The 19,163-nt window shown below is 63.4% G+C and carries 20 protein-coding genes and 1 tRNA gene; 12 read left to right on the top strand and 9 right to left on the bottom strand.

The genetic code is table 11. From position 1 onward, the window contains the following. Positions 1-36 precede the first annotated feature (36 nt). From V8192_RS00250 to V8192_RS00240, 3 genes are read right to left on the bottom strand one after another with little or no spacing between them, the layout of a single operon-like run. Positions 37-753: an SDR family oxidoreductase gene (locus tag V8192_RS00250; RefSeq protein WP_341631055.1), complete on the bottom strand. Its 717-nt coding sequence runs from the start codon at positions 751-753 to the stop codon at positions 37-39. Next, positions 750-893, bottom strand: coding sequence for a hypothetical protein (locus V8192_RS00245; RefSeq protein ID WP_341631054.1), 144 nt, complete (start codon positions 891-893; stop codon positions 750-752). The genes V8192_RS00250 and V8192_RS00245 overlap by 4 nt, the downstream gene beginning before the upstream one ends. After that, positions 890-2,044, bottom strand: coding sequence for an HlyD family secretion protein (locus tag V8192_RS00240; protein WP_341631053.1), 1,155 nt, complete (start codon positions 2,042-2,044; stop codon positions 890-892). The genes V8192_RS00245 and V8192_RS00240 overlap by 4 nt, the downstream gene beginning before the upstream one ends. Before the next feature lie 153 nt (positions 2,045-2,197). Here V8192_RS00240 and V8192_RS00235 point away from each other — a divergent pair, with 153 nt between their 5' ends. The 5 genes from V8192_RS00235 (at position 2,198) to V8192_RS00215 (ending at position 8,780) form a co-directional block, all read left to right on the top strand. Further along, complete coding sequence (locus V8192_RS00235; RefSeq protein ID WP_341631052.1) at positions 2,198-3,742, top strand: DHA2 family efflux MFS transporter permease subunit; 1,545 nt, start codon at positions 2,198-2,200, stop codon at positions 3,740-3,742. An 11-nt stretch (positions 3,743-3,753) separates the two neighbouring features. After that, positions 3,754-4,329, top strand: a complete 576-nt coding sequence (locus V8192_RS00230; RefSeq protein ID WP_341631051.1) for a TetR/AcrR family transcriptional regulator — start codon at positions 3,754-3,756, stop codon at positions 4,327-4,329. Between the two features lie 165 nt (positions 4,330-4,494). Continuing rightward, positions 4,495-5,760: a hypothetical protein gene (locus V8192_RS00225; RefSeq protein ID WP_341631050.1), complete on the top strand. Its 1,266-nt coding sequence runs from the start codon at positions 4,495-4,497 to the stop codon at positions 5,758-5,760. Between the two features lie 49 nt (positions 5,761-5,809). Further along, positions 5,810-6,436, top strand: coding sequence for a cupredoxin domain-containing protein (locus V8192_RS00220; RefSeq protein ID WP_341631049.1), 627 nt, complete (start codon positions 5,810-5,812; stop codon positions 6,434-6,436). A 4-nt stretch (positions 6,437-6,440) separates the two neighbouring features. Further along, positions 6,441-8,780 carry a putative bifunctional diguanylate cyclase/phosphodiesterase gene (locus V8192_RS00215; protein WP_341631048.1) on the top strand — a complete coding sequence of 780 codons (2,340 nt, stop codon included), beginning with the start codon at positions 6,441-6,443 and terminating at the stop codon, positions 8,778-8,780. On the opposite strand, the gene V8192_RS00210 is transcribed toward V8192_RS00215, so the two are convergent. Genes V8192_RS00210 through V8192_RS00190 form a run of 5 tightly spaced genes read right to left on the bottom strand, consistent with a single transcriptional unit; the run spans position 8,765 to position 13,839 of the window. After that, the gene (locus V8192_RS00210) at positions 8,765-9,910 is read right to left on the bottom strand and encodes an L-lactate dehydrogenase (protein ID WP_341631047.1); all 1,146 of its coding nucleotides are present in this window, start codon (positions 9,908-9,910) and stop codon (positions 8,765-8,767) included. The genes V8192_RS00215 and V8192_RS00210 overlap by 16 nt on opposite strands. 3 nt (positions 9,911-9,913) lie before the next feature. Next, complete coding sequence (locus tag V8192_RS00205; protein WP_373276323.1) at positions 9,914-10,690, bottom strand: class II aldolase/adducin family protein; 777 nt, start codon at positions 10,688-10,690, stop codon at positions 9,914-9,916. Positions 10,691-10,725: 35 nt separating this feature from the next. Beyond that, on the bottom strand, positions 10,726-11,367 hold the full coding sequence (maiA, locus tag V8192_RS00200; protein WP_341631045.1) for a maleylacetoacetate isomerase: 642 nt from the start codon (positions 11,365-11,367) through the stop codon (positions 10,726-10,728). 10 nt (positions 11,368-11,377) lie between these two features. Further along, a complete protein-coding gene (locus tag V8192_RS00195) occupies positions 11,378-11,782 on the bottom strand; it encodes an acyl-CoA thioesterase (RefSeq protein WP_341631044.1) in 405 nt (134 codons plus the stop codon). Further along, on the bottom strand, positions 11,779-13,839 hold the full coding sequence (locus tag V8192_RS00190) for a S9 family peptidase (protein WP_341631043.1): 2,061 nt from the start codon (positions 13,837-13,839) through the stop codon (positions 11,779-11,781). The genes V8192_RS00195 and V8192_RS00190 overlap by 4 nt, the downstream gene beginning before the upstream one ends. 135 nt (positions 13,840-13,974) lie before the next feature. Here V8192_RS00190 and V8192_RS00185 point away from each other — a divergent pair, with 135 nt between their 5' ends. From V8192_RS00185 to V8192_RS00170, 4 genes are all read left to right on the top strand, one after another. Further along, on the top strand, positions 13,975-15,774 hold the full coding sequence (locus tag V8192_RS00185) for an aminopeptidase P family protein (protein WP_341631042.1): 1,800 nt from the start codon (positions 13,975-13,977) through the stop codon (positions 15,772-15,774). Positions 15,775-15,823: 49 nt separating this feature from the next. Next, positions 15,824-16,198, top strand: a complete 375-nt coding sequence (locus V8192_RS00180; protein WP_341631041.1) for a VOC family protein — start codon at positions 15,824-15,826, stop codon at positions 16,196-16,198. Next, positions 16,195-16,593: a cupin domain-containing protein gene (locus V8192_RS00175; protein ID WP_341631040.1), complete on the top strand. Its 399-nt coding sequence runs from the start codon at positions 16,195-16,197 to the stop codon at positions 16,591-16,593. Before V8192_RS00180 ends, V8192_RS00175 begins: the two co-directional genes overlap by 4 nt. 86 nt (positions 16,594-16,679) lie before the next feature. Further along, the gene (locus V8192_RS00170; protein WP_341631039.1) at positions 16,680-16,808 is read left to right on the top strand and encodes a hypothetical protein; all 129 of its coding nucleotides are present in this window, start codon (positions 16,680-16,682) and stop codon (positions 16,806-16,808) included. Between the two features lie 75 nt (positions 16,809-16,883). Here V8192_RS00170 and V8192_RS00165 read toward each other — a convergent pair. Next, positions 16,884-16,958, bottom strand: a tRNA-Thr gene (locus V8192_RS00165). Between the two features lie 90 nt (positions 16,959-17,048). Here V8192_RS00165 and V8192_RS00160 point away from each other — a divergent pair. From V8192_RS00160 to V8192_RS00150, 3 genes are read left to right on the top strand one after another with little or no spacing between them, the layout of a single operon-like run. Continuing rightward, entirely contained in the window at positions 17,049-17,171 is a 123-nt protein-coding gene (locus V8192_RS00160) for a hypothetical protein (protein WP_341631038.1), read from the top strand. 42 nt (positions 17,172-17,213) lie between these two features. Next, a complete protein-coding gene (locus V8192_RS00155) occupies positions 17,214-18,215 on the top strand; it encodes a threonine aldolase family protein (RefSeq protein ID WP_341631037.1) in 1,002 nt (333 codons plus the stop codon). Next, positions 18,212-19,138 (top strand): DMT family transporter, encoded by a 927-nt coding sequence (locus V8192_RS00150; protein WP_341631036.1) that lies wholly within the window; start codon positions 18,212-18,214, stop codon positions 19,136-19,138. The genes V8192_RS00155 and V8192_RS00150 overlap by 4 nt, the downstream gene beginning before the upstream one ends. The last annotated feature ends 25 nt before the right edge of the window (positions 19,139-19,163 follow it).

Below are 19,163 nucleotides of genomic sequence, written 5' to 3'. Positions count from 1 at the left end.
CTCCCGTGCCGTAACGCCTTTAAGGGCTGCTCAAGGCTATCCGAGTTGAAGCGCAGCCTCGAGTTGCCGTCCATCTGTTGCCCATAAGTGGCCGATCTCGAGCGCAACGGGATCAGGAAAGATCCAGTTCTCTCCCTTCTCGAGGCCACGCACGATGTTCGCCGCAGCGTGCTCGGGAGTCGCTTTTTCCAGCGGCAGATCGCGGGCGAGTTCCGTGTCGATCGGGCCGGGATAGACGCCGACGACGTTGATGCCCGAACTGGCGAGCAGACCGCGCAGCGCCTGCGTCAGCGACTGCAGCGCAGCTTTGGAAGCGGAATACCCAGAAAGTGCAGGTACAGGGGCCAGGCCAACAACGCTGATGACGTTCACGATCGTACCCGACCGGCGGGCCTGAAACTGCGGCACGAATGCGCGGATAACCCGAAGCGTACCGTAGAAATTGGTCGCCATGTCGGCGTCGAGCACCGCCTGCTCGCTTGATAGCCAGTCGCTGAAGGCGGCGGTGCCGGCATTGTTGATGAGGATATCGACGTCCTTCGCCGCCGCTGCTGCCGCCCGTACCGACGCGTCGTCGGTGACGTCGAGCTGGAGGGGGATGACACGCTGGTCGCCGAGGTCGGGAAGCGAACCGGGGGACCTGGCGGTGGTGTAGATCTTGCCCACCTTTGTCTTGAGCAATTCGCGAACGAGCGCGGCTCCGATACCGCGGTTTGCACCCGAAATGAGCACAGTCCGATTGTCGAGCGTCATGGGTTGTCCCTTGCATTTGAGAGGTGTTCGCGAAGTTGCTTTTCGATCTCGTCGAGGCGCGCGCTCAAGATTTCTTCGGGCATCCGGTCGATCTCGACGAGCGCGCGGAGCCAGTTCGCCCAGCGGCGGTTCTTGATCATGGCCGCACCCGAACCGTGACATTCGCCGACAGGCCCGCCCGGAGCTGGTTCAGGCCCGGTTGGTGAGGCTGCAGCCGGATTCGCACGGGCACGCGCTGGACGATCTTCGTGAAATTGCCCGTGCCCGGCTCAAATGGGAGCAATGAAAAGGTCGACCCCGAGCCTGGAGCGAAACTCTCGACAATTCCGTCGAGCGGGCGGCCGAGTGCGTCGACCTTGATACGGACGGGCTGTCCGACGCGCATGTCCCGGACCTGGGTCTCCTTGAAGTTCGCGGTTACATAGACCGCTTGCACGGGCACCAGAGTCAGCAAGCGCGAACCGGGCTGGACGTAATCGCCGACTCGGATTTGACGGTTGGCCACAACGCCATCGACGGGCGCACGTATGAGCGCATGGCTCTGATCCTGGAGCGCGAGGTCGAGCGCGGCCTGCGCCGCGAGGCGCTGCGCCTCGGCCTTGTCGACGTCGGCGAGCAAGCCGGCGCGCTTGGACGCGGTCAATGATGCCTGGCGCTGCGAGACGGCGAGCGCGGCGCGGGCTCGCGCGGCCGCCTGCTCGGCCCCGATCGCCTGCGATCTGAAGCTGTCCACCGTTTGTCGGGAAGCAAAGCCCTGGGCCGCGAGGGCGTCAGTGCGGCTACGATCGGCGCTCGCGCGCTCGGTTTCGGCGTCGGCTGAACGGATGGCGGTGCCGGCCTCGCCGATCTGCGCCACCGCGAGATGCTCTTCCGCGCTCTGGCTTTCGACGGCCGCCCGGGCAGCCGCGACGGCTGCTACGGCGTCAGCAAGGCCGGCCCTTGCGGCGCTCACCTTGGCGTCGAACTCCTCGGGATCAATCCGAAGCAGCGGATCGCCGGCCCGAACCGCCTGGTTGTCACGAACGATAATTGCCTCGACCAGTCCGCGGACCTTGGGCGCGACGTTGGTCGAATCGGCTTCGACGTAAGCATCGTTTGTGGTTTGGGAACTAGCCGGCGAGACGATCCAGAATATGCCGGCGGCCGCTGCAAGCACGGCGATCAGCGCCATGCTCGTCGTTCGCGACGTCATGCGGCGCCTACGGGGCAAGGGGCTGTCGACGGGCTCAGGCAGGGCGGTCTCCTGACGCATCTCCAGGCGCACGACATTCTCAGCATTTGACGGCTGCATGGGTTCTCTCCGTCCGCGACTTGTGAATATGACGATCGTCATATATATGACAAACATAATATGTCTAGTGCCACACGAGCTTTGCGAGCTGGGTCGAGATTGACCGGGCTCTTTTCGGGGCTTTCGCAGGATTGGTCCGACAATCCGTCCGCGATGCCGACGGCCCGAAAATTCCTGATTTTTGGGGTGATGGCGTTCGGCCAGTTTATGGCCCTGTTCGACATTCAGATCGTGTCGGCCTCGTTGAACGACGTGCAGGCCGGTCTCGGGGCAGGCCCTGATGAAATCAGCTGGGTCCAGACGGCCTATCTGATGGCCGAGCTCGTGATGGTACCGCTGTCTGCATATCTCGCCAACGCGATGTCGTCGCGGTGGCTATTCACCTGCTCAGCAGCCTTGTTCACCCTCTCAAGCCTGATGTGTGGTCTCAGCTGGAACCTCAACTCAATGATCGCCTTCCGCGCGCTCCAAGGCTTCACGGGCGGAGCGATGATCCCGACCGTCTTCGCGACGGGATTTACGCTTTTCCACGGGAAGCAGCGCGCCCTCATCCCGGCGATCCTGGGCGCCGTCAGCGTGTTGGCGCCGACGCTGGCGCCGAGCGTTGGCGGTTACATCACCAACGTGCTCGACTGGCGCTGGCTGTTCTTCGTCAACATCGTTCCTGGCATTGCCGTCACTGTTCTCATCTCACAGCTCCTGCGGGTCGATCGTGCGAAGCCCGATCTTTTCGGCCGGATCGACTGGACTCATCTTGCCGCGCTCACCGTCTTCCTCGGCGGTGTCGAATATGTGCTCGAGCAAGGTCCACGTTACGATTGGTTCACCGACAGCCGGATCCAGATTGCGGCCTGGTGCGCGTTCGTGGCCTTCGTCCTGTTCCTCGAGCGCTCATTCTATTCGGCGAACCCGCTGGTGAAGCTGACCCCATTTCGCAAGCCGACCTTCATCTTCGCGAGCGTTTTCAATTTCGTGATCGGCGTTGGGCTGTTCTCGTCGATCTACCTTGTGCCGGTCTATCTTGGCCGGGTGCGTGGCTACGACAGCCTTCAGATCGGTGGGACCGTATTCGTAGTCGGCATCGCGCAGATATTCGGCGTCGGACTTTCGGCTTCGCTCAGCCAGCGGATCGACATGCGGATCATGATCACGGCTGGTCTCTCGCTGTTTGCCGCGAGCCTGTGGCTGACTTCATCGATGACCAGCGCGTGGGGGTTCGACGAGCTCTTATGGCCGCAGGCGCTCCGCGGCTTCGCGCTGATGCTATGCATCGTGCCAAGCGTGAATATGGCGCTCGCCGGCTTTGCTCCCGCAGAGCTCAAGTTCGCCTCCGGCCTGTTCAATCTCATGCGCAACCTTGGCGGGGCGGTTGGCATCGCAGTAGTGAATACGTTGCTTCAGGACCAGACGCGGCGCTCGATGCTGCGGCTTGGCGAGGCCATGGGTAATAATGCCGGCGAGGTCGGCGATCAGATCGGTCGACTGGCCAGCCAGCTGACATCGATCGCTCCCGACCCGAGGGAGGCAACATTGATGGCACAGGCACTTGTGGGGCGAGTGGCTGGCCGCGAGGCGCTGACCTTGGCTTTCGATGATGTCTTCCGGCTGCTCGCCTGGTTATTCATTGCTGCGCTGGTGATGGTCCCCTTCTGCAGGCCGGCAGCCAATGTGGCGCCGCCGACGGAAGCAGGCCATTGAGGGAGATGACGATGCCTGAGGCTCGAACGCACAAGGAGCGCACGCGCGCCCGGATCCTCGACGAAGCGGCACAGGCACTTCGTGAGCACGGGCACGAGGGAGTTGGGGTCGCGGCGCTGATGAAGCGGGCAGGGCTCACCCACGGCGGATTCTATGCTCATTTCAAAAACCGGGACGAACTCGTCGCGGCGGCGGTCGAGCGGATGTTTGTTGATAGCAGGGCGATGGTCTCGCGCTATCTCGACAATGAGGATCCGCGAGCGGGCCTCGTCGCCCTGGTCGACTATTATCTTTCCGAAACACATCGGGACCGGATCGCCAAAGGCTGCCCGATTGCAGCGCTCGGCAGCGAAGCCGTTCGGCTTCCTCAGACGGCCAAGGAGCGGTTCGAGGAGGGCTTCAACAACTTTCACGAAGCGATCGCCAAAGCTCTGCGCAACCTGGGTGTCCCGAACCCGGAGGAACGCGCATCGTCCGCCGTTGCCGAACTGGTCGGCGCTCTGACGCTTGCAAGGGCGATGCCAAGGGAAGCGTCCAGCACGTTCCTCTCTCAGTCGCGGGAACAGCTCAAGCGCCGACTTAACTGAACCGCCCTCCGGATCCGGGGGCAAGCGAAATGGCCGTCCCCCCAAGGTTAGCGGCAGCCGTGTCCGCACGGGTCTTGTTTGCATGGCGCCGCGAGGCGCGCTTGGTAGCCACTATCTTAACCGTCCTGGCTTATTTTCGAGGGCATGGGCTGCCTTGCACGACGCATGCGCACGCGAGGCGCGCTGCCGCTCGGCTGCGCGTTCGCCGCGCTATGCCCGGCCCAGGCAAGCGCCTCCGACCTCAAGCTCTTTACGCGCGAGGCGTTGGAAATTTCCGGTGACGTTCGACTGGTTGCGGCCGATGGTGAAAAAAGCTGGCTCGATGGGGGCTTTGGCAAGCTTCGTTCGGGCAGCGATGGCGGCTCCGACTTCAAGGCCCAGCCGCAACTTGGCAACGTCAGCATCGTCTGGAAGCCGCAGTTCACCTGGTCATTGGGAGCCGTCGTGGTCGCTTCGCTGCAAGGCGGCGAACGCACGCAGGCGGGGCTCAGCCAGGCTTACCTGACCTTCCGGCCGATGCGCTCGGGCAATGTCGCGTTCACGGCGCGGGCAGGCCTCATGTGGCCGCCCATCAGCCTCGAACATGAAGGGGCCGACTGGCATGTGAAGGATTCCGTCACGCCTTCGGCGATCAACAGCTGGATCGGGGAGGAGGTTCGTCCCCTTGCGGCAGAGGGGACGATCGCCGCAAATATCGGCAACCAGAAGCTTCGCGCGACCGCAGCACTGATGGCCGCGAACGACACCGCCGGCACCTTGCTGACCTTCCGCGGCTGGGCGCTCCACGATCGGACGACGCTGGCTTTCCACCGAGATCCGTTGCCGCCACTTGGCGATCTCACCGGCTTCCAGGCGCCTTTCACCCATCCGCTTCTCGACGTGCACGGCGGGTTTGCCCACCGTCCTGGCTATTACGCCAAGTTCGCCTGGCAGCCGCCGATCCCCCTTCGTATCGAGTTCTTCCGCTACGACAATGAGGCGAACCCCGAGGACGCGAATGGCGCTCCCGAATGGGGGTGGCATACGCGCTTCAATCATCTGGGCGCAGTTGCCGAGCTCGGGTCCGATACAGAGCTCAAGGCCCAGGCGATCGAGGGCCGCACCCGAATGGGATATCCGATGCCGCTGCGCCGCTGGGTCGACGAGCGCTTCCGTTCGGTTTTCCTGATGGCCAGCCGCCATTTCGGAAAGGTCGGAATCGCCGTGCGGGGCGACCTTTTCGATACGCGCAATCGGGGAAGCCTCTGGAACGCCGAATATGACGAGCATGGCTGGGCAGCCATGGCTGCTGGAAAGCGCGAGTGGGGCCCCGTTACAGCCGTGCTCGAGCTGCTCCACGTCTGGAGCAATACGCCTGCGCGCGAATATCTCGGAGAAGAGGAGCGGCAGCGACAAACCGAGCTCCAGGCCGAAATCAGAATGCACTGGTAACCATCCTCGCTAGGCGAGGCGTTTACCGTTTGGGTCTTAATCCTGCCCGATGGTGCGTAACATCCTTGTCGCTCTGGCTCTTGCCGGCGCTGCGTCGCCGCTTGCGGCGACCACTTTCAGCGTACGCGTCGTCGATGTTTCGGGCCGGCCTGTACGCGAGGCCGTGGTGACGCTCTATCCCGCCGGAAATGCCGCGCGGCAGCCCCGGGCGGGAGGCCGCTTCGTGGTCTCGCAGCAAAATCTTCAATTCCATCCGTTTCTGACGATCATCCCGGTTGGTGCGGACGTCTCGTTCCCCAATCTCGATCCCACCAAGCACCACGTCTATTCCTTCTCGCCCGCCAAGAAGTTCGAGCTGAAACTGTTCGCGAAAGACCAGTCGCGGACCGTCCATTTCGACAAGCCAGGCGTCGTCGCCCTGGGCTGCAACATCCATGACCAGATGAGCGCCTTCATCGTCGTCACCGACAGCAACTGGACCGCGCGTACCAACACGCAGGGGTTCGCGACCTTCAACGATGCGCCCAATGCACCGGGGCGCGTCGTGCTCTGGCACCCCTATTTGCGCGCACCGGGCGGCCAGCTGCAGCAGCTCGTCAGCGCCGGCCAGCACAGCGCAGTCTTTCAGGTCCGGCTTCGTCCGCCTCCCGCGGCGATGCCCATGGCGGAATACTAAGCAGATGCGCCCGTTCCGGTCGCTGAGCGCGCGGCTGACGGTCCAATTCGCGCTGCTGTTTGCAGCAGCGATGCTCGCCGTGTCCGCGGCGCTCTCGACCCTGATTGCCGGGGCCGCCTCGCGCGAGGTCGAAAGCCAGCTCCAGTCGAGCGGCGCCGTCTACGATCGCCTGTGGCAGCAGCGCTCGCTCGAGCTTCAGAATGCGGCGCAGCTTCTCTCGCGTGACTTTGGCTTCCGTGCAGCGGTTGCGAGCGGCGACAAGGCAACCATGCAGTCGGCGCTCGGCAATGCCGCCGCGCGCCTCAGAGTCCGGACCGCCTTCATCATGACTGCGGACGGTCATGTCTCGACGATCGATCCGGAAGTCCGCAGCGTCCACGCCTCAGCCATCTGGGAGCCGCTCGACGATGGAAAGCTGACCGGGGTCCTCGTCATCGCGGGCCGTCCGCGCCAGCTGGTCGCCGCGCCTATCATGGCCCCGACGCTCATCGGCTGGGTCGTTTTTGCCGCAGATCTCGACGGCCAGGAGATGCGCGGCCTCGAGCGATTGTCGGCCATTCCGCTGCACGCGGCGGTGATCGCCTATGGCAACGGCCGCTGGTCCGAAGCCTCGGGCAGCATGTCCGCGCTCGACCCCAGGGCCACCTCGCTGGCGCAGGTGCATGTCGGCCAGAAGGCGGCCTTCCAGATGATGGTCGGAGGAACAAAGTCGATCGCACTTGCAAAGCCGCTCCCGACCTTTTCGAACGGCGAGCGGGCCATCCTCCTGCTTGCCTATCCGACCACCCAGGCCATGGCAGATGCCAGAAAGCTTCAGCTCGCGCTCGCCATCATGACCTTTCTTGGACTGATGCTGGTCGCCCTTGCGACCTGGAAGGCGGCCGGCCGGATCACTCAGCCTCTCGCGAGACTCGATGAAGCGGCCGGACGTCTCGCTTCTGGCCAGCACGTCGAGGTACGGGTTCGAGGCGAGGACGAACTTGCAAGGCTCGCCAACAGCTTCAACGAGATGGCCGCCAAGATCGCGGAGCGCGAGCAGCGGATCACGCAGCTCGCCTTCAACGACACGCTGACCGGTCTTCCCAACCGCACCATGTTCCAGCAGCAGCTCGAACATGCATTCCGTGCGTCCGAGGGCAACGGAAGCCTGTTTGCACTTCACTGCCTCGACCTCGACCAGTTCAAGGTGATCAACGACACGCTTGGTCATCCGGCCGGTGACCTGCTGCTGATCGAGGCCGCCCACCGCGTGCAGCACGCCGCCCGCGGTCATTTCGTAGCTCGCCTCGGCGGCGATGAATTCGTCGTGCTCCAGAGCATCGGGGAAGACCGCGATGCGATCGACCGGCTTGCGCGCGACATCCTCATCACCATGGCCCAGCCGCTCAGCGTCGACGGGAACCAGTTCGTGCCCTCGACGAGCATCGGCATCGCAATCGCGCCGCAGGACGGCGAGGACAGCGGGACGCTGCTTCGCAATGCGGACCTTGCCTTGTACCGTGCCAAGGAAGCCGGGCGCGGCACCTATGCGTTCTTCGAACAGAGCCTCAACGAGCGGGCCCAGCAGCGGCGCCAGGTCGAGAGCGACCTGCGCCAGGCGCTCGAACGCGGCGAGTTCGAGCTTTATTACCAGCCTCTCTTCGACCTCGAGCAGAACCGCATCTGTTCGTTCGAGGCGCTGCTTCGCTGGCGGCATCCGGAACAGGGCCTCATCTCGCCGGCAGAGTTCGTGCCCGTGGCCGAGGACACCGGCCTGATCGTGCCGATCGGCGCCTGGGTCGTTCGCGAAGCCTGCGCCCAGGCTTCCACATGGCCCGAAAATGTACGCGTCGCCGTCAACGTGTCGGCCGTCCAGTTCCATCGGGGCGGTGTCCAGGAAACGGTCCTCAGGGCGCTGGCCGAGACCGGCCTCAAGGCCGACCGGCTCGAAGTCGAGATTACCGAATCCATTTTCCTCGAAGGGGGCGAGAGCACGCTCCGCCTTCTCCACGGCCTTCGCGCCCTCGGAGTCCGTATCGCGCTCGACGACTTCGGGACCGGCTACTCATCCCTTAGCTATCTTCAGAGCTTTCCGTTCGACAAGCTGAAGATCGACCGCAGCTTCATCCAGAACCTGCTGACGCGCGAAGGAGCGATCGCGATCGTCCACGCGATCACCGAGCTTGCGAACGCCCTTGGCATCGAGACGACTGCAGAGGGCGTCGAAGAGACCGCACAGCTCATGGAGCTGCGAGCGCACGGCTGCTCGTCGGTTCAGGGCTTTCTCTTCTCCGAACCCATGTCGGCTGCCGACGTCGAGCGCCTGTTCCGGATCGAGGGCGGCGTCATTCAGAAAGTCGCCTGAACGCCGCTCCCTGCGAGGATGTCGCGATTGATCTCGGAAACACGGGTGCAGGCGGTAAGCGCCATTGCGACCCGCATCTCGGCCTCGACCAGCTTCAGGACGTGCGCCACGCCCATCCCGCCTTCCGCCGCCAGCGCATAGGCCCAGGCGCGGCCCATCAGCACGAAGTCGGCGCCAAGCGCGATCATCCGAACGACGTCGAGACCCGAACGAACGCCGCCGTCGGCGAGGACCGGTATGCGGCCGGCGATCTCGTCCGCTATCGCGGGGAGGGCGAGGGCACTCGACAAGGCTCCATCGAGCTGTCGCCCGCCGTGGTTTGAAACGACAATTGCGCTGGCGCCATGTTCGAAGGCGCTGCGCGCATCGTCGCGATCAAGGATACCCTTGATGATGAGTGGACCCTTCCAGCGTTCGCGCACCCATTCGACGTCCTTCCAGTTGACCGATGGATCGAAGTTGGCGTGGATCCACGCCTGGAAGTCGCTGAGGGGAGCGCGCTTGCCGACGATCGGCTCGAGATTGCCGAGGCTGATCGGGCGCCCGCGAAAGCCGACGTCCCAGAGCCAACCAGGTCTTGTCACGAGCTGGCTCGTTCGCCTGATGCCCCCGCCCGCGGCGCGGGCGTCGCGATAGCGCGACCCGGGAACGGCAAGATCGACCGTGAGGACCAGCGCTTCGCAGCCGGCGTCCTTCGCAGTCTCGATCATCTGGGCGACAAATCCGCGGTCCCTCACGAAATAGAGCTGGAACCAGGGGACATGACCCGAAGCGGCAACTTCCCGAAGCGAGCAGGCGCCGACGGTCGACAAGGTGAAAGGAACCCGCGCAGCCGCGGCAGCCCGCGCGGCCTGGACTTCGCCGCGCCGCGCGTAGAGGCCTGCAAGGCCGACGGGCCCGAGGCCCACCGGAAGTGCCCAGTTTTTTCCGAAGAGATCGGTTGAAAGATCGATCGAGGAGACGTCGCGAAGAACGCGCTGCTTCAGGGCCACCGAGCGCAGGTCCTCGACGTTGCGCCTCAAGCTCACCTCGTCATAGGAGCCGCCGTCGAGATACTCGAACAGGAAGTGCGGGAGGCGCGCCTTTGCGAGCGCGCGATAATCGCTGATCGATGCCGCTCTTCTTCCCAAGCTTCAGGTCGCGAAGCTCGGGTCGAGGCGGTAGGCTTTCCGCTTCAGTGCCGGCCAGGCAAGAAGGTTCGCCGCGAGCGCGACTCCGACCTGTCCCTGCTGGGCGGTGACCTCGGGCGAGCCCTGGGGCGGGTTGCTGAGGTTTTCGCCGGCTGACAGCGCCATCACCTGTGCCTGGCAGGCGCGTTCCATGAAATAGAGGCGGACGAAGCACTCGCCCACATTCTTGCCGACTGCGAGCGTGCCGTGATTACGAAGGATCATCGCGTTCTTCGAACCAAGATCGGCGACGAGCCGTTCGCGTTCGCCAAGGTCGACCGCGACGCCCTCGTAATCATGAAAGGCGACGTCGTTCCTGATCAGCATGGCAGTCTGGGTAAGCGGCAGCAGGCCATCATTGTGGACCGAGACCGCCTGTCCTGCCGGCGTGTGCAGGTGCATGACTGCGTGTGCATCCTCGCGCGCCATGTGGATCGCCGAATGGATGGTGAAGCCTGCAGGATTGGTGATGAACGGCGTCGGCTCGACGGGATTGCCGCTGACGTCGACCTTGACGAGCGATGAGGCGGTCACCTCCTCGAACATGAGGTTGTAGGGATTGAGCAGGAAATGGTGCTCGGGTCCCGGGATGCGCGCGGAGAGATGAGTGAAGATGAGGTCGTCCCAGCCATAATGGGCGACCATCCGGTAGGCTGCTGCAAGATCGAGACGGATCTCCCATTCCTCGTTGCTGACCTTGCCCTTGAGCGAAGGGATCTCGATGCTGTCGAGCGGTTTCATGTCGGTCATGCCGCGGTTGATGCTGTCGACTCGGTTCATGCGGGCACCTGCTGGCGGTCCGGGTGGGCGGCTGCGAACGCCTCCAGCTTGTTGGCATTCTCTTCGGCGCGCAGCAACGTCGGATAAGCATCGAGGGGGACTTCGTAGCGCCTCGCATTGTAGAGCTGCGGAACGAGGCAGACGTCGGCGCCCGTCGGGGCATCGCCGAACAGGAACTTGCCGGCCCTCGGCGCAGCGATTGCTTCGAGCGCGGGGAGCCCTTCCAGGATCCAGTGCACGTACCAGCCATCAATCTCTTCCTGCGAGTGGCGGAGCTCGTTCTTGAGATATTTGAGGACCCGCAGGTTATTGAGCGGATGGATGTCACAGGCGATGGTGAGCGCCATGCTGACGACGTGCGCACGCTCTGCTCCCGACACCGGAATGAGCGGCTGGCTCGGGTAGCGGACATCGAGATAGTTGATGATGGCGAGGCTCTGGATGAGCCGGTGTCCGTCGATCTCGAGCATCGGCACGAGGCCGAGCGGATTGAGGGCGCGATATTCCTCGCCCTTCTGCTCTCCTTCGCGAAGGTCGATCGGGCGGCTCTCGTAGTCGATGCCCTTGAGGTTGAGGGCAATGCGGACGCGGTACGCGGCGGACGAGCGCCAGTAATCGTAGAGGATGGGGCGGGTCATGTCGGGTGGATTACACTTCGCGAATGAAGGGGGCTATGACTAGTGCAGGTACACGGATGGGCCGTCCCAACGCCTTGTCGATAATGGCCCACTGCGTTTTCGATCGAACGCAGATTTGCCCGGCGGGTCCAGTGAATTCGACGAACCTCTCGAAGCGCGCGCCCTTGGGCGCTTCCCCGACCCAGGTGCGGGCGACGATCAGATCGCCCTCGTGGGCTGCGCGGAGGTAATCGATCTCGTGGCGCACGACGACCCAGAAATAGGCGTCCTTGTGGGCGGGATCGGCGATGGCGTCCCAGTGGGCGACCGCGACCTTCTGAATCCATTGGACCCAGACGGCGTTGTTGACATGTCCCAGTTCGTCAATGTGCTCGGGCCCGGCCTCGAGCGTCAGTTCGAAAACAGGCCGGCTCACTTAACCTCGGTCAGAATGAACCCGTAGGTCTCCGCCACTTCGTGCAGCCGCTCCCAGCGCCCGGACTTACCGCCATGACCTGCGCCCATGTTGATCTTGAGGAGCAGGATATTCTGGTCGGTCTTCTCGGCCCGCAGCTTTGCCGTCCACTTGGCGGGCTCCCAATAGGTGACACGGGGGTCGGTGAGGCCGCCCGTGATCAGGAGGGGCGGATAGTCCTGAGACTTCACATTGTCGTAGGGCGAATAGCTCCGGATATAATGGAATGCTTCCTTGTCGGTGATCGGATTACCCCATTCGGGCCACTCGCCCGGGGTCAAGGGAAGCGTGTCGTCGAGCATCGTGTTGAGGACGTCGACGAAGGGAACGTCGGCAACCACCGCGCCCCATAGCTCCGGATCCGAGTTTACCACTGCACCCATGAGTTCGCCGCCGGCCGATCCGCCGTTGATGGCGATGCGGCCGGGCCTCGTGAATTTGGCTGCCGCAAGACCTTTCGCCGCATCGACGAAGTCGTTGAACGTGTTGGTCCGCTTGGTGAGCTTTCCATCGAGGAACCACTTGTAGCCGAGGTCGTCGCCGCCGCGGATGTGCGCGATCGCGCAGGCCCAGCCACGATCGAGGAGACTGATTCGGTTGGTGTTGAAGGTCGGCGGGATCGCGTGGCCATAGGCACCGTAGGCGTAGAGAAAGAGCTTTCCCTCGCCGTTCTTTTCGAAGCCTTTGCGATACACCACCGAGACAGGGATCTTCACGCCGTCACGGGCATCGATCATCAGCCGCTCGGTCGCATATTGCGAAGCATCGTAGCCCGACGGGATTTCCTGGACCTTGAGGACGTCGAGTGTCCCCGTTTGGGGATGATAGTCATAGACGGTCGTCGGGGTGACCATGGATGAATAGCCGAGGCGATAGGCCTCGGGTGCGAATTCCGGGTTGCCGATGAAGAAGGCGCTGTAGCTTGCTTCTGCAAACGGAATGCGCGCCTCTGCCCCTTCGTAGGTGCGAAGGATGAGCTGGTCGAGGCCGTCCACGCGGCTGCTGATCGCGAGGTGATCGCGGTATGCCGTCACACCCGTCAGATAGACGCGGTCGGAACCCGGGATCACCGTCTGCCATCTTTCAGGGTCCGACGGGTCCGCGAGGGCCAGGCGGAAGTTCACGTGATCGTCGTTGGTGTGGATCCAGAGTTTCCCGTGCGCGGCGTCGACATGATATTCGCGGTTGGGCTTGCGGCGCGAGATGAGCGTCAGCGGCGCTTTGGGATCTGCTGCCGAGACGAAGCGGACCTCGGTCGTCGCATTGTCGCCCGTCGACACGAAAATGGTGCTGCGGTCGTGGGACTTTCCGACCCCGACCGAAAATCCGAGCTCCTCGGTCTCCTCGTAGAGCGTGACGTCGTCCTCAACCGGACTGCCGAGGCGGTGAAAGCGGGCACGGTAGCTGCGCCAATTGTCGTTCACCTCGCAGAATACGATGCCGGCGCTGTCGCTCGTCCATACGGGAACGCCGATGCCGACCTTGGTGACGGTCTCGATGTCCTTTCCCGTCGCAAGCTCGCGGATCCTCAGTTCGAAGCGCTCCGAGCCGTCATAATCGGCAAGGGTTGCGAGGAGCATTCCGTCGGGACTGACCTCAAGCGCGCCTAGGCGGAAATATTCGCGGCCCTCCGCTTCGACGGGCTCGTCGAACAGCACCTGATCGTCACCGCCGAGGGCGGGCTTGCGATACCAGGTCCGATACTGGGCGCCGGTCCTGAACGCCCACCAGTAGAGATAGTCTCCGTCGCGGATCGGGACCGAGCTCTCGTCTTCCTTGATGCGGCCCTTGAGCTCTTCGAACAGCTGGTCGAGCAAGGCCTGGTGCTTGGCCTTCCACCCCTCGAAATAGGCGTTCTCTTCCTTGAGGTAGGTAAGGACGTCCTCGTCATCGACTTTGGGATATTTGGGGTCCCTCAGCCAGTGCCAGGGATCTTCGATCCTCACTCCGTGGCGTTCGTAACTATAGGGCCGCCGCTCGGCGGTCGGCGGGCTTGGGAGGGTCGAAGGCTTGTCCATGGGAGGTCCTAGAACCAAGTTGCGAAGATCGCGTCCAGTCCAAAAGCTTTGGGCTGCGACCGGGCGTGCGGGGGAGGAGGGTCTTTAATAACCCTAGCCCTTCGACTAGCTCAGGCTCGAACGGGAGTAGAGCCCATGTCCACTTACGCCGACCGCCTCCAGGCCCTTCGCGACCAGCTCAAGGCCGAAAAGCTCGACGGTTTCGTCGTTCCCCTCACCGACGAGCATATGAGCGAATATGTCGGGAGCTATGCCCAGCGTCTTGCCTGGCTGACAGGTTTTGAAGGCTCCGCCGGCTCTGCCGTCGTCTTGCCCGAGCAGGCTGCGATCTTTGTCGATGGCCGCTACACGCTGCAGGTGAGGCAGCAGGTCAGCCCCACCGAGTGGAGCTACCAGTCGGTACCGGAAACCAGCACGACCCAGTGGCTCGAGGAGCATGCGGGCGAGGGTGCGCGCATCGGTTACGATCCCTGGCTGCACACGCGCGACTGGGTGAAGAAGGCGAAGGAGGCCCTTGCAAGCCGCGGCGCCGAGCTGGTGCCGGTGGAGCGCAATCCCATCGACGAGATCTGGAAGGACCGCCCCGAGGCGTCCAAGGCCCACCTCGTCGTTCAGCCGGATCAGCACGCCGGGAAGTCGGCGGCCGAGAAGCGCACCGAAATCGGCGACTGGCTTGCCAAGCACAAGGCCGACGCTGCTGTGCTTTCCGCGCTCGATTCCATCGCCTGGGCCTTCAATATCCGCGGGCAGGACGTCACTCATACGCCGGTCGCGCTGGCCTATGCGCTGGTGCATGCGGACGGCACCGCTGACTTTTTCGTCGCATCGGAGAAGATCGGTCCCGAAGTCCGCCAGCATCTCGGCAACGGCGTTCGCCTTCACGAGCGCAGCGAATTCGAAAGCGCCCTTGCGGGCCTCAAGGGCATGACCGTCGTCGTCGATCCCGAGCGCGCGGTTGCAGCGATATTCGAAGCACTCGAGAAGGCCGGTGCAAAGATCCTGACGCTGCGCGATCCCACCATCCTTCCAAAGGCCATCAAGAACGAGGCCGAGATTTCCGGGCAGAAGGCCGCGCAGGAACGGGACGGGGCCGCAATCGCAAGGTTTCTCCACTGGATCGACGAGGAAGCGCCCAAGGGCGATGTCGACGAATTGACGGCCTCCGATCACCTCGAGGCGCTTCGGCGGCAGAACCCCGAGCTTCGTGACCTCTCGTTCGACAGCATCTCAGGCGCCGGGGCCAACGGCGCCATCGTCCATTATCGTTCGAGCGAGAAGACCAATCGCAAGCTCGAGAAGGGCACGCTCTACCTGATCGACTCGGGCGGCCAGTATGTCGATGGCACGACCGACATCACAAGGACCGTGGCAATCGGTGAACCGACCGAAGAGATGCGCGACCGCTTCACGCGCGTCCTTAAGGGTCACATCGCCATTGCAACGGCGGTATTCCCGAAGGGAACGCGTGGAAGTCAGCTCGACAGCTTTGCAAGGAGACCCTTGTGGGAAGCCGGGCTCGATTATGCGCACGGCACCGGCCACGGCGTCGGGAGCTTCCTCTCGGTGCACGAAGGGCCCCAGCGGATCTCGCCGGTAGGGAGTTCGCAGAGCGGGGGCGACGAGCCGCTCCAGGTCGGCATGATCCTTTCGAACGAGCCTGGCTATTACAAGACCGGCGAATACGGCATCCGCATCGAGAATCTGGTGCTCGTCGTCGAGCGGCAGATCGAGGGCGCCGAAAAGGAGATGCTTGGCTTCGAGACCCTGACCTTCGCGCCCATTGAACGGCGGCTCATCGATGCCGAGATGCTCGATTCAGAGGAGCTCGTATGGCTCAACTGCTATCACGCGCACGTCCTTGCGCGGATCGGTCCGAGGCTCGCGGGAAGCGACCTCGACTGGCTCCGCAATGCCTGCGCGCCGATTTTGACCTGATAGCGATGTTCTTCTAATGTTCTCTTCCCGACTCGGGAGGAGAGCATCGATGATCGGCTATGTGACACTGGGCACCAACGACCGCGAGAAGTCTGCCAAATTCTACGATGCCCTGTGCAGCGAACTGGGCGTCGGCCGGATGATGGAGAACGAGCAATTCATCGCCTGGGGCAAGGAAGGCGCGGGCGCCGGCATTGGCCTTACCAGACCCTTCGACGGGAACCGGGCGACCGTCGGCAACGGCGTGATGGTCGCGCTCGAAGCGAGGGATGAGGCGCAGGTCCAGAAGCTCTACGACATCGCGCTTGCGAACGGCGGGACCGACGAGGGAGCGCCCGGCGACCGCGGGGGCGGCTTCTACGCGGGCTACTTCCGTGACCCCGATGGGAACAAGCTCAATGCCTTCACGATGACCGCGCAATGACCAGGGGCAAATCGCTCTACGACTATCCGATCCATCTTGGCAGCGGCGCCAGCGCCGTCGCCGAGCCCCAGTTCACGGGCTACGAGTGGTACGATGAATATGGGAGCCGCCACGCCGACGACCTCGCGGAGGGGCGGATCGTGAGCCTGTTCCGTTTCGAGGAAAGCTGGACGAGCTGGGAGATGCATCCCCAGGGCGAGGAAGTCGTCTGCGTGGTCCAGGGCCATATGAGCCTCCACCAGGAGCTGCCCGACGGGTCCAGCCAGTCCTATGAGCTTGGGCCTGGCGATTATGCGATCAATCCGCGTGGCGCGTGGCATACTGCCGACGCCGGGGAGCCTGTCGTTGCGCTGTTCATCACGCCCGGGAAGGATACGACCCACCGGCCCCGGTGAGCGTCCCGGATTGTGACAGAAGCTCCATGTGCGATTAATTGCGAGTTTAATTCATTGTGTATAAAAGGAAATCACGGAGTCGATTCGTGATTGACGCTTTGCTTCTCGCCCTTGCCGTCCTGCTTCTTGGAGCCGTCATCTGGCTCGGAGACGCCGTTGCTGGCGGCATTGAGAGCGCGCTCGGAGAAAAGCCGCTCCGCGACCGCGACGCCTAGGGGCGTTCGCTTCCCCTTCACAGCTTCTCTGAAACGCGGCGTTTGGCCAGTCCGATGGGCCCTCAAGGCCGAGAATGGTGCTGCCGGTGAGGATTGAACTCACGACCTCAGCCTTACCAAGGATGCGCTCTACCACTGAGCTACGGCAGCACTTTGTCGGAAGGACGCGCGCCTATGAGGGGGGTGGCCTTGCCCTGTCAACCCGTTGCCGCGCGCGCCTTCGGCGCGCATCTCACTGGTATGGCTGACAAAGACAGGAAGCGCGAGGAGCGGCTCGCCGCCGCGCTTCGTGAAAACCTTCGAAAGCGCAAGGCTCAGTCGAGGGCCTCACGCGAGACTGAGGACAAGGGCGAGAGCGAATAGCGCCCTTGCCTTGCGCCGCGCCTTGCGCTTGACGCAGCGGCCATGCGCTTCTTCTCCGACAATGCGGCTCCGGCACATCCGAAGGTGCTCGAAGCGATCGCGGCCGCGAACAGGCTCGACACGGCCTATGACGGCGATGAATGGAGCAGCCGACTCGACGGTGTCTTTTCAGAGCTCTTCGGAACCGCGGTGCGCGCCTTCTGGGTGACCACGGGAACGGCCGCCAACTGTCTTGGGCTCGCCGCCTTGTGTCCTCCGTACCGGGCGATCCTCTGCCATCGCGACGCCCATATCGAAGTTGACGAGGCCGGAGCTCCCGGCTTCTTCACGGGCGGCGCCAAGCTCGTCCTTCTCGATGGTCCAGGCGCAAAAATCACCCCGGAAGCGGTGGAGGCTGCGTGCGATGCGATCCGAGACGACGTCCACCAGGTTCAGCCTGGAGCGCTCTCGATCACCAATGCGACCGAATATGGAATGATCTACCGCGCGAGCGAAGTCGCAGCACTCGGCGATCTTTCCAGGCGGCGTGGCCTCAAGTTCCACATGGACGGGGCCCGGCTTGCCAACGCGGTGGCGAGCAGCGGCGAAAGCCTTGCCGACGTAACCTGGCGCGCGGGCGTCGATGTTCTCTCCTTCGGCTTCGTCAAGAATGGCGGGCTTAACGCCGAAATGCTGATCCTCTTCAGGACCGAGCTTGCCGACGAGATCGCGGTGAGGCGCAAGCGCGCCGGGCACCTCCTCTCGAAGGGACGCTTTCTTGCAGCGCAGGTCCTCGCGTTGCTCGAGAATGATCTCTGGCTAGAGAATGCCCGCGCGGCGAATGGCGCCGCGAGAGCGCTCGCAACTGCGGCGCCTGACCGGTTGGTCTATCCCGTCGAAGCCAATGAGATCTTCTTGCGCGTGACGGACGAAGAAGCTGCAGGCCTTCGGGCCCGGGGCTTCGATTTCTACGATTGGGGACCAGGGCAGATACGGCTGGTCACGAGCTGGGATCAGCAGGGCGAAGCCCTCGAGAGTCTCGCTTCCGCCATCGCTGCCCTGTGAGCAAGGTCGCCTCGAACTTTCGCAGCGTCACGCTGCCTTTCATCATTTTCACGGCGATCTGGGGCTCGACCTGGATCGTCATCCGGAGCCAGCTCGGCATCGTGCCGCCGCAATGGTCGGTGACCTATCGCTTCATCATTGCCGCGTTCGCCATGGCGGCAATCGCCACGTGGAAGAACGAGAGCCTCAAGATCGGCGCCAGGGGGATGGGAGCGGCGGTTTTCCTCGGCGTCATGCAATTCTGCGTCAACTTCAACGCCGTCTATCTTGCCGAGCGGTTCATTACCTCGGGTGTTGTCGCAACGATTTTCGCGCTGCTCCTCATTCCTGCGACCCTGCTCGGCTGGGCCTGGCTTGGGCAACGGCCGACCCGGCGCTTTGCGTGGAGCTCGCTCGTCGCGGTCGCCGGCATCGCGATGCTCTTCGTCCATGAGCTTCGCGAGCATCCCGCCGACACTCGGCATGTCATCGCCGGCATCGGGATAACGCTCATTGGCATGCTCGGAGCAGCGATCGGCAATGTCGCGCAGGCCCGGCGCGAGTTTCGCCGTTTTCCGCTCTTCGCGTTGCTAGCCTGGTCGATGGCCCTTGGCGCGCTCATCGACGCAGTGATCGCGTGGGGAATGACCGGTCCGCCGGTCTTCGACAGCAGGCCTGCATATTGGCTCGGCATCCTCTATCTTGCCTTCTTCGCCTCGGTCCTGACCTTCAGCCTCTACTATCCGGTGGTCCGGCGCATCGGCCCTGCCAAGACGTCCTACTCGGGCGTCATTGTGCCGGTAATCGCGATGGGCTTTTCAACCTGGCTCGAAAACTATCACTGGACTGCTCTTGCGATTACCGGGGCCGTCCTTGCGCTCGGCGGCATGGCGGCAGCACTTCGAGGTGGCAGGCCCCCGTCTCCGGCTCCAGAGGCCGCCTGACGCGTTACAACCATCATGCCTTCGA

Origin of the sequence: Sphingomonas agri, assembly GCF_038148795.1 — a bacterium.
In the GTDB taxonomy this organism is placed as follows: domain Bacteria; phylum Pseudomonadota; class Alphaproteobacteria; order Sphingomonadales; family Sphingomonadaceae; genus Sphingomicrobium; species Sphingomicrobium agri.
Note: the sequence above shows the minus strand (reverse complement) of the source record. Positions and strands in the feature narration are given on the sequence as shown.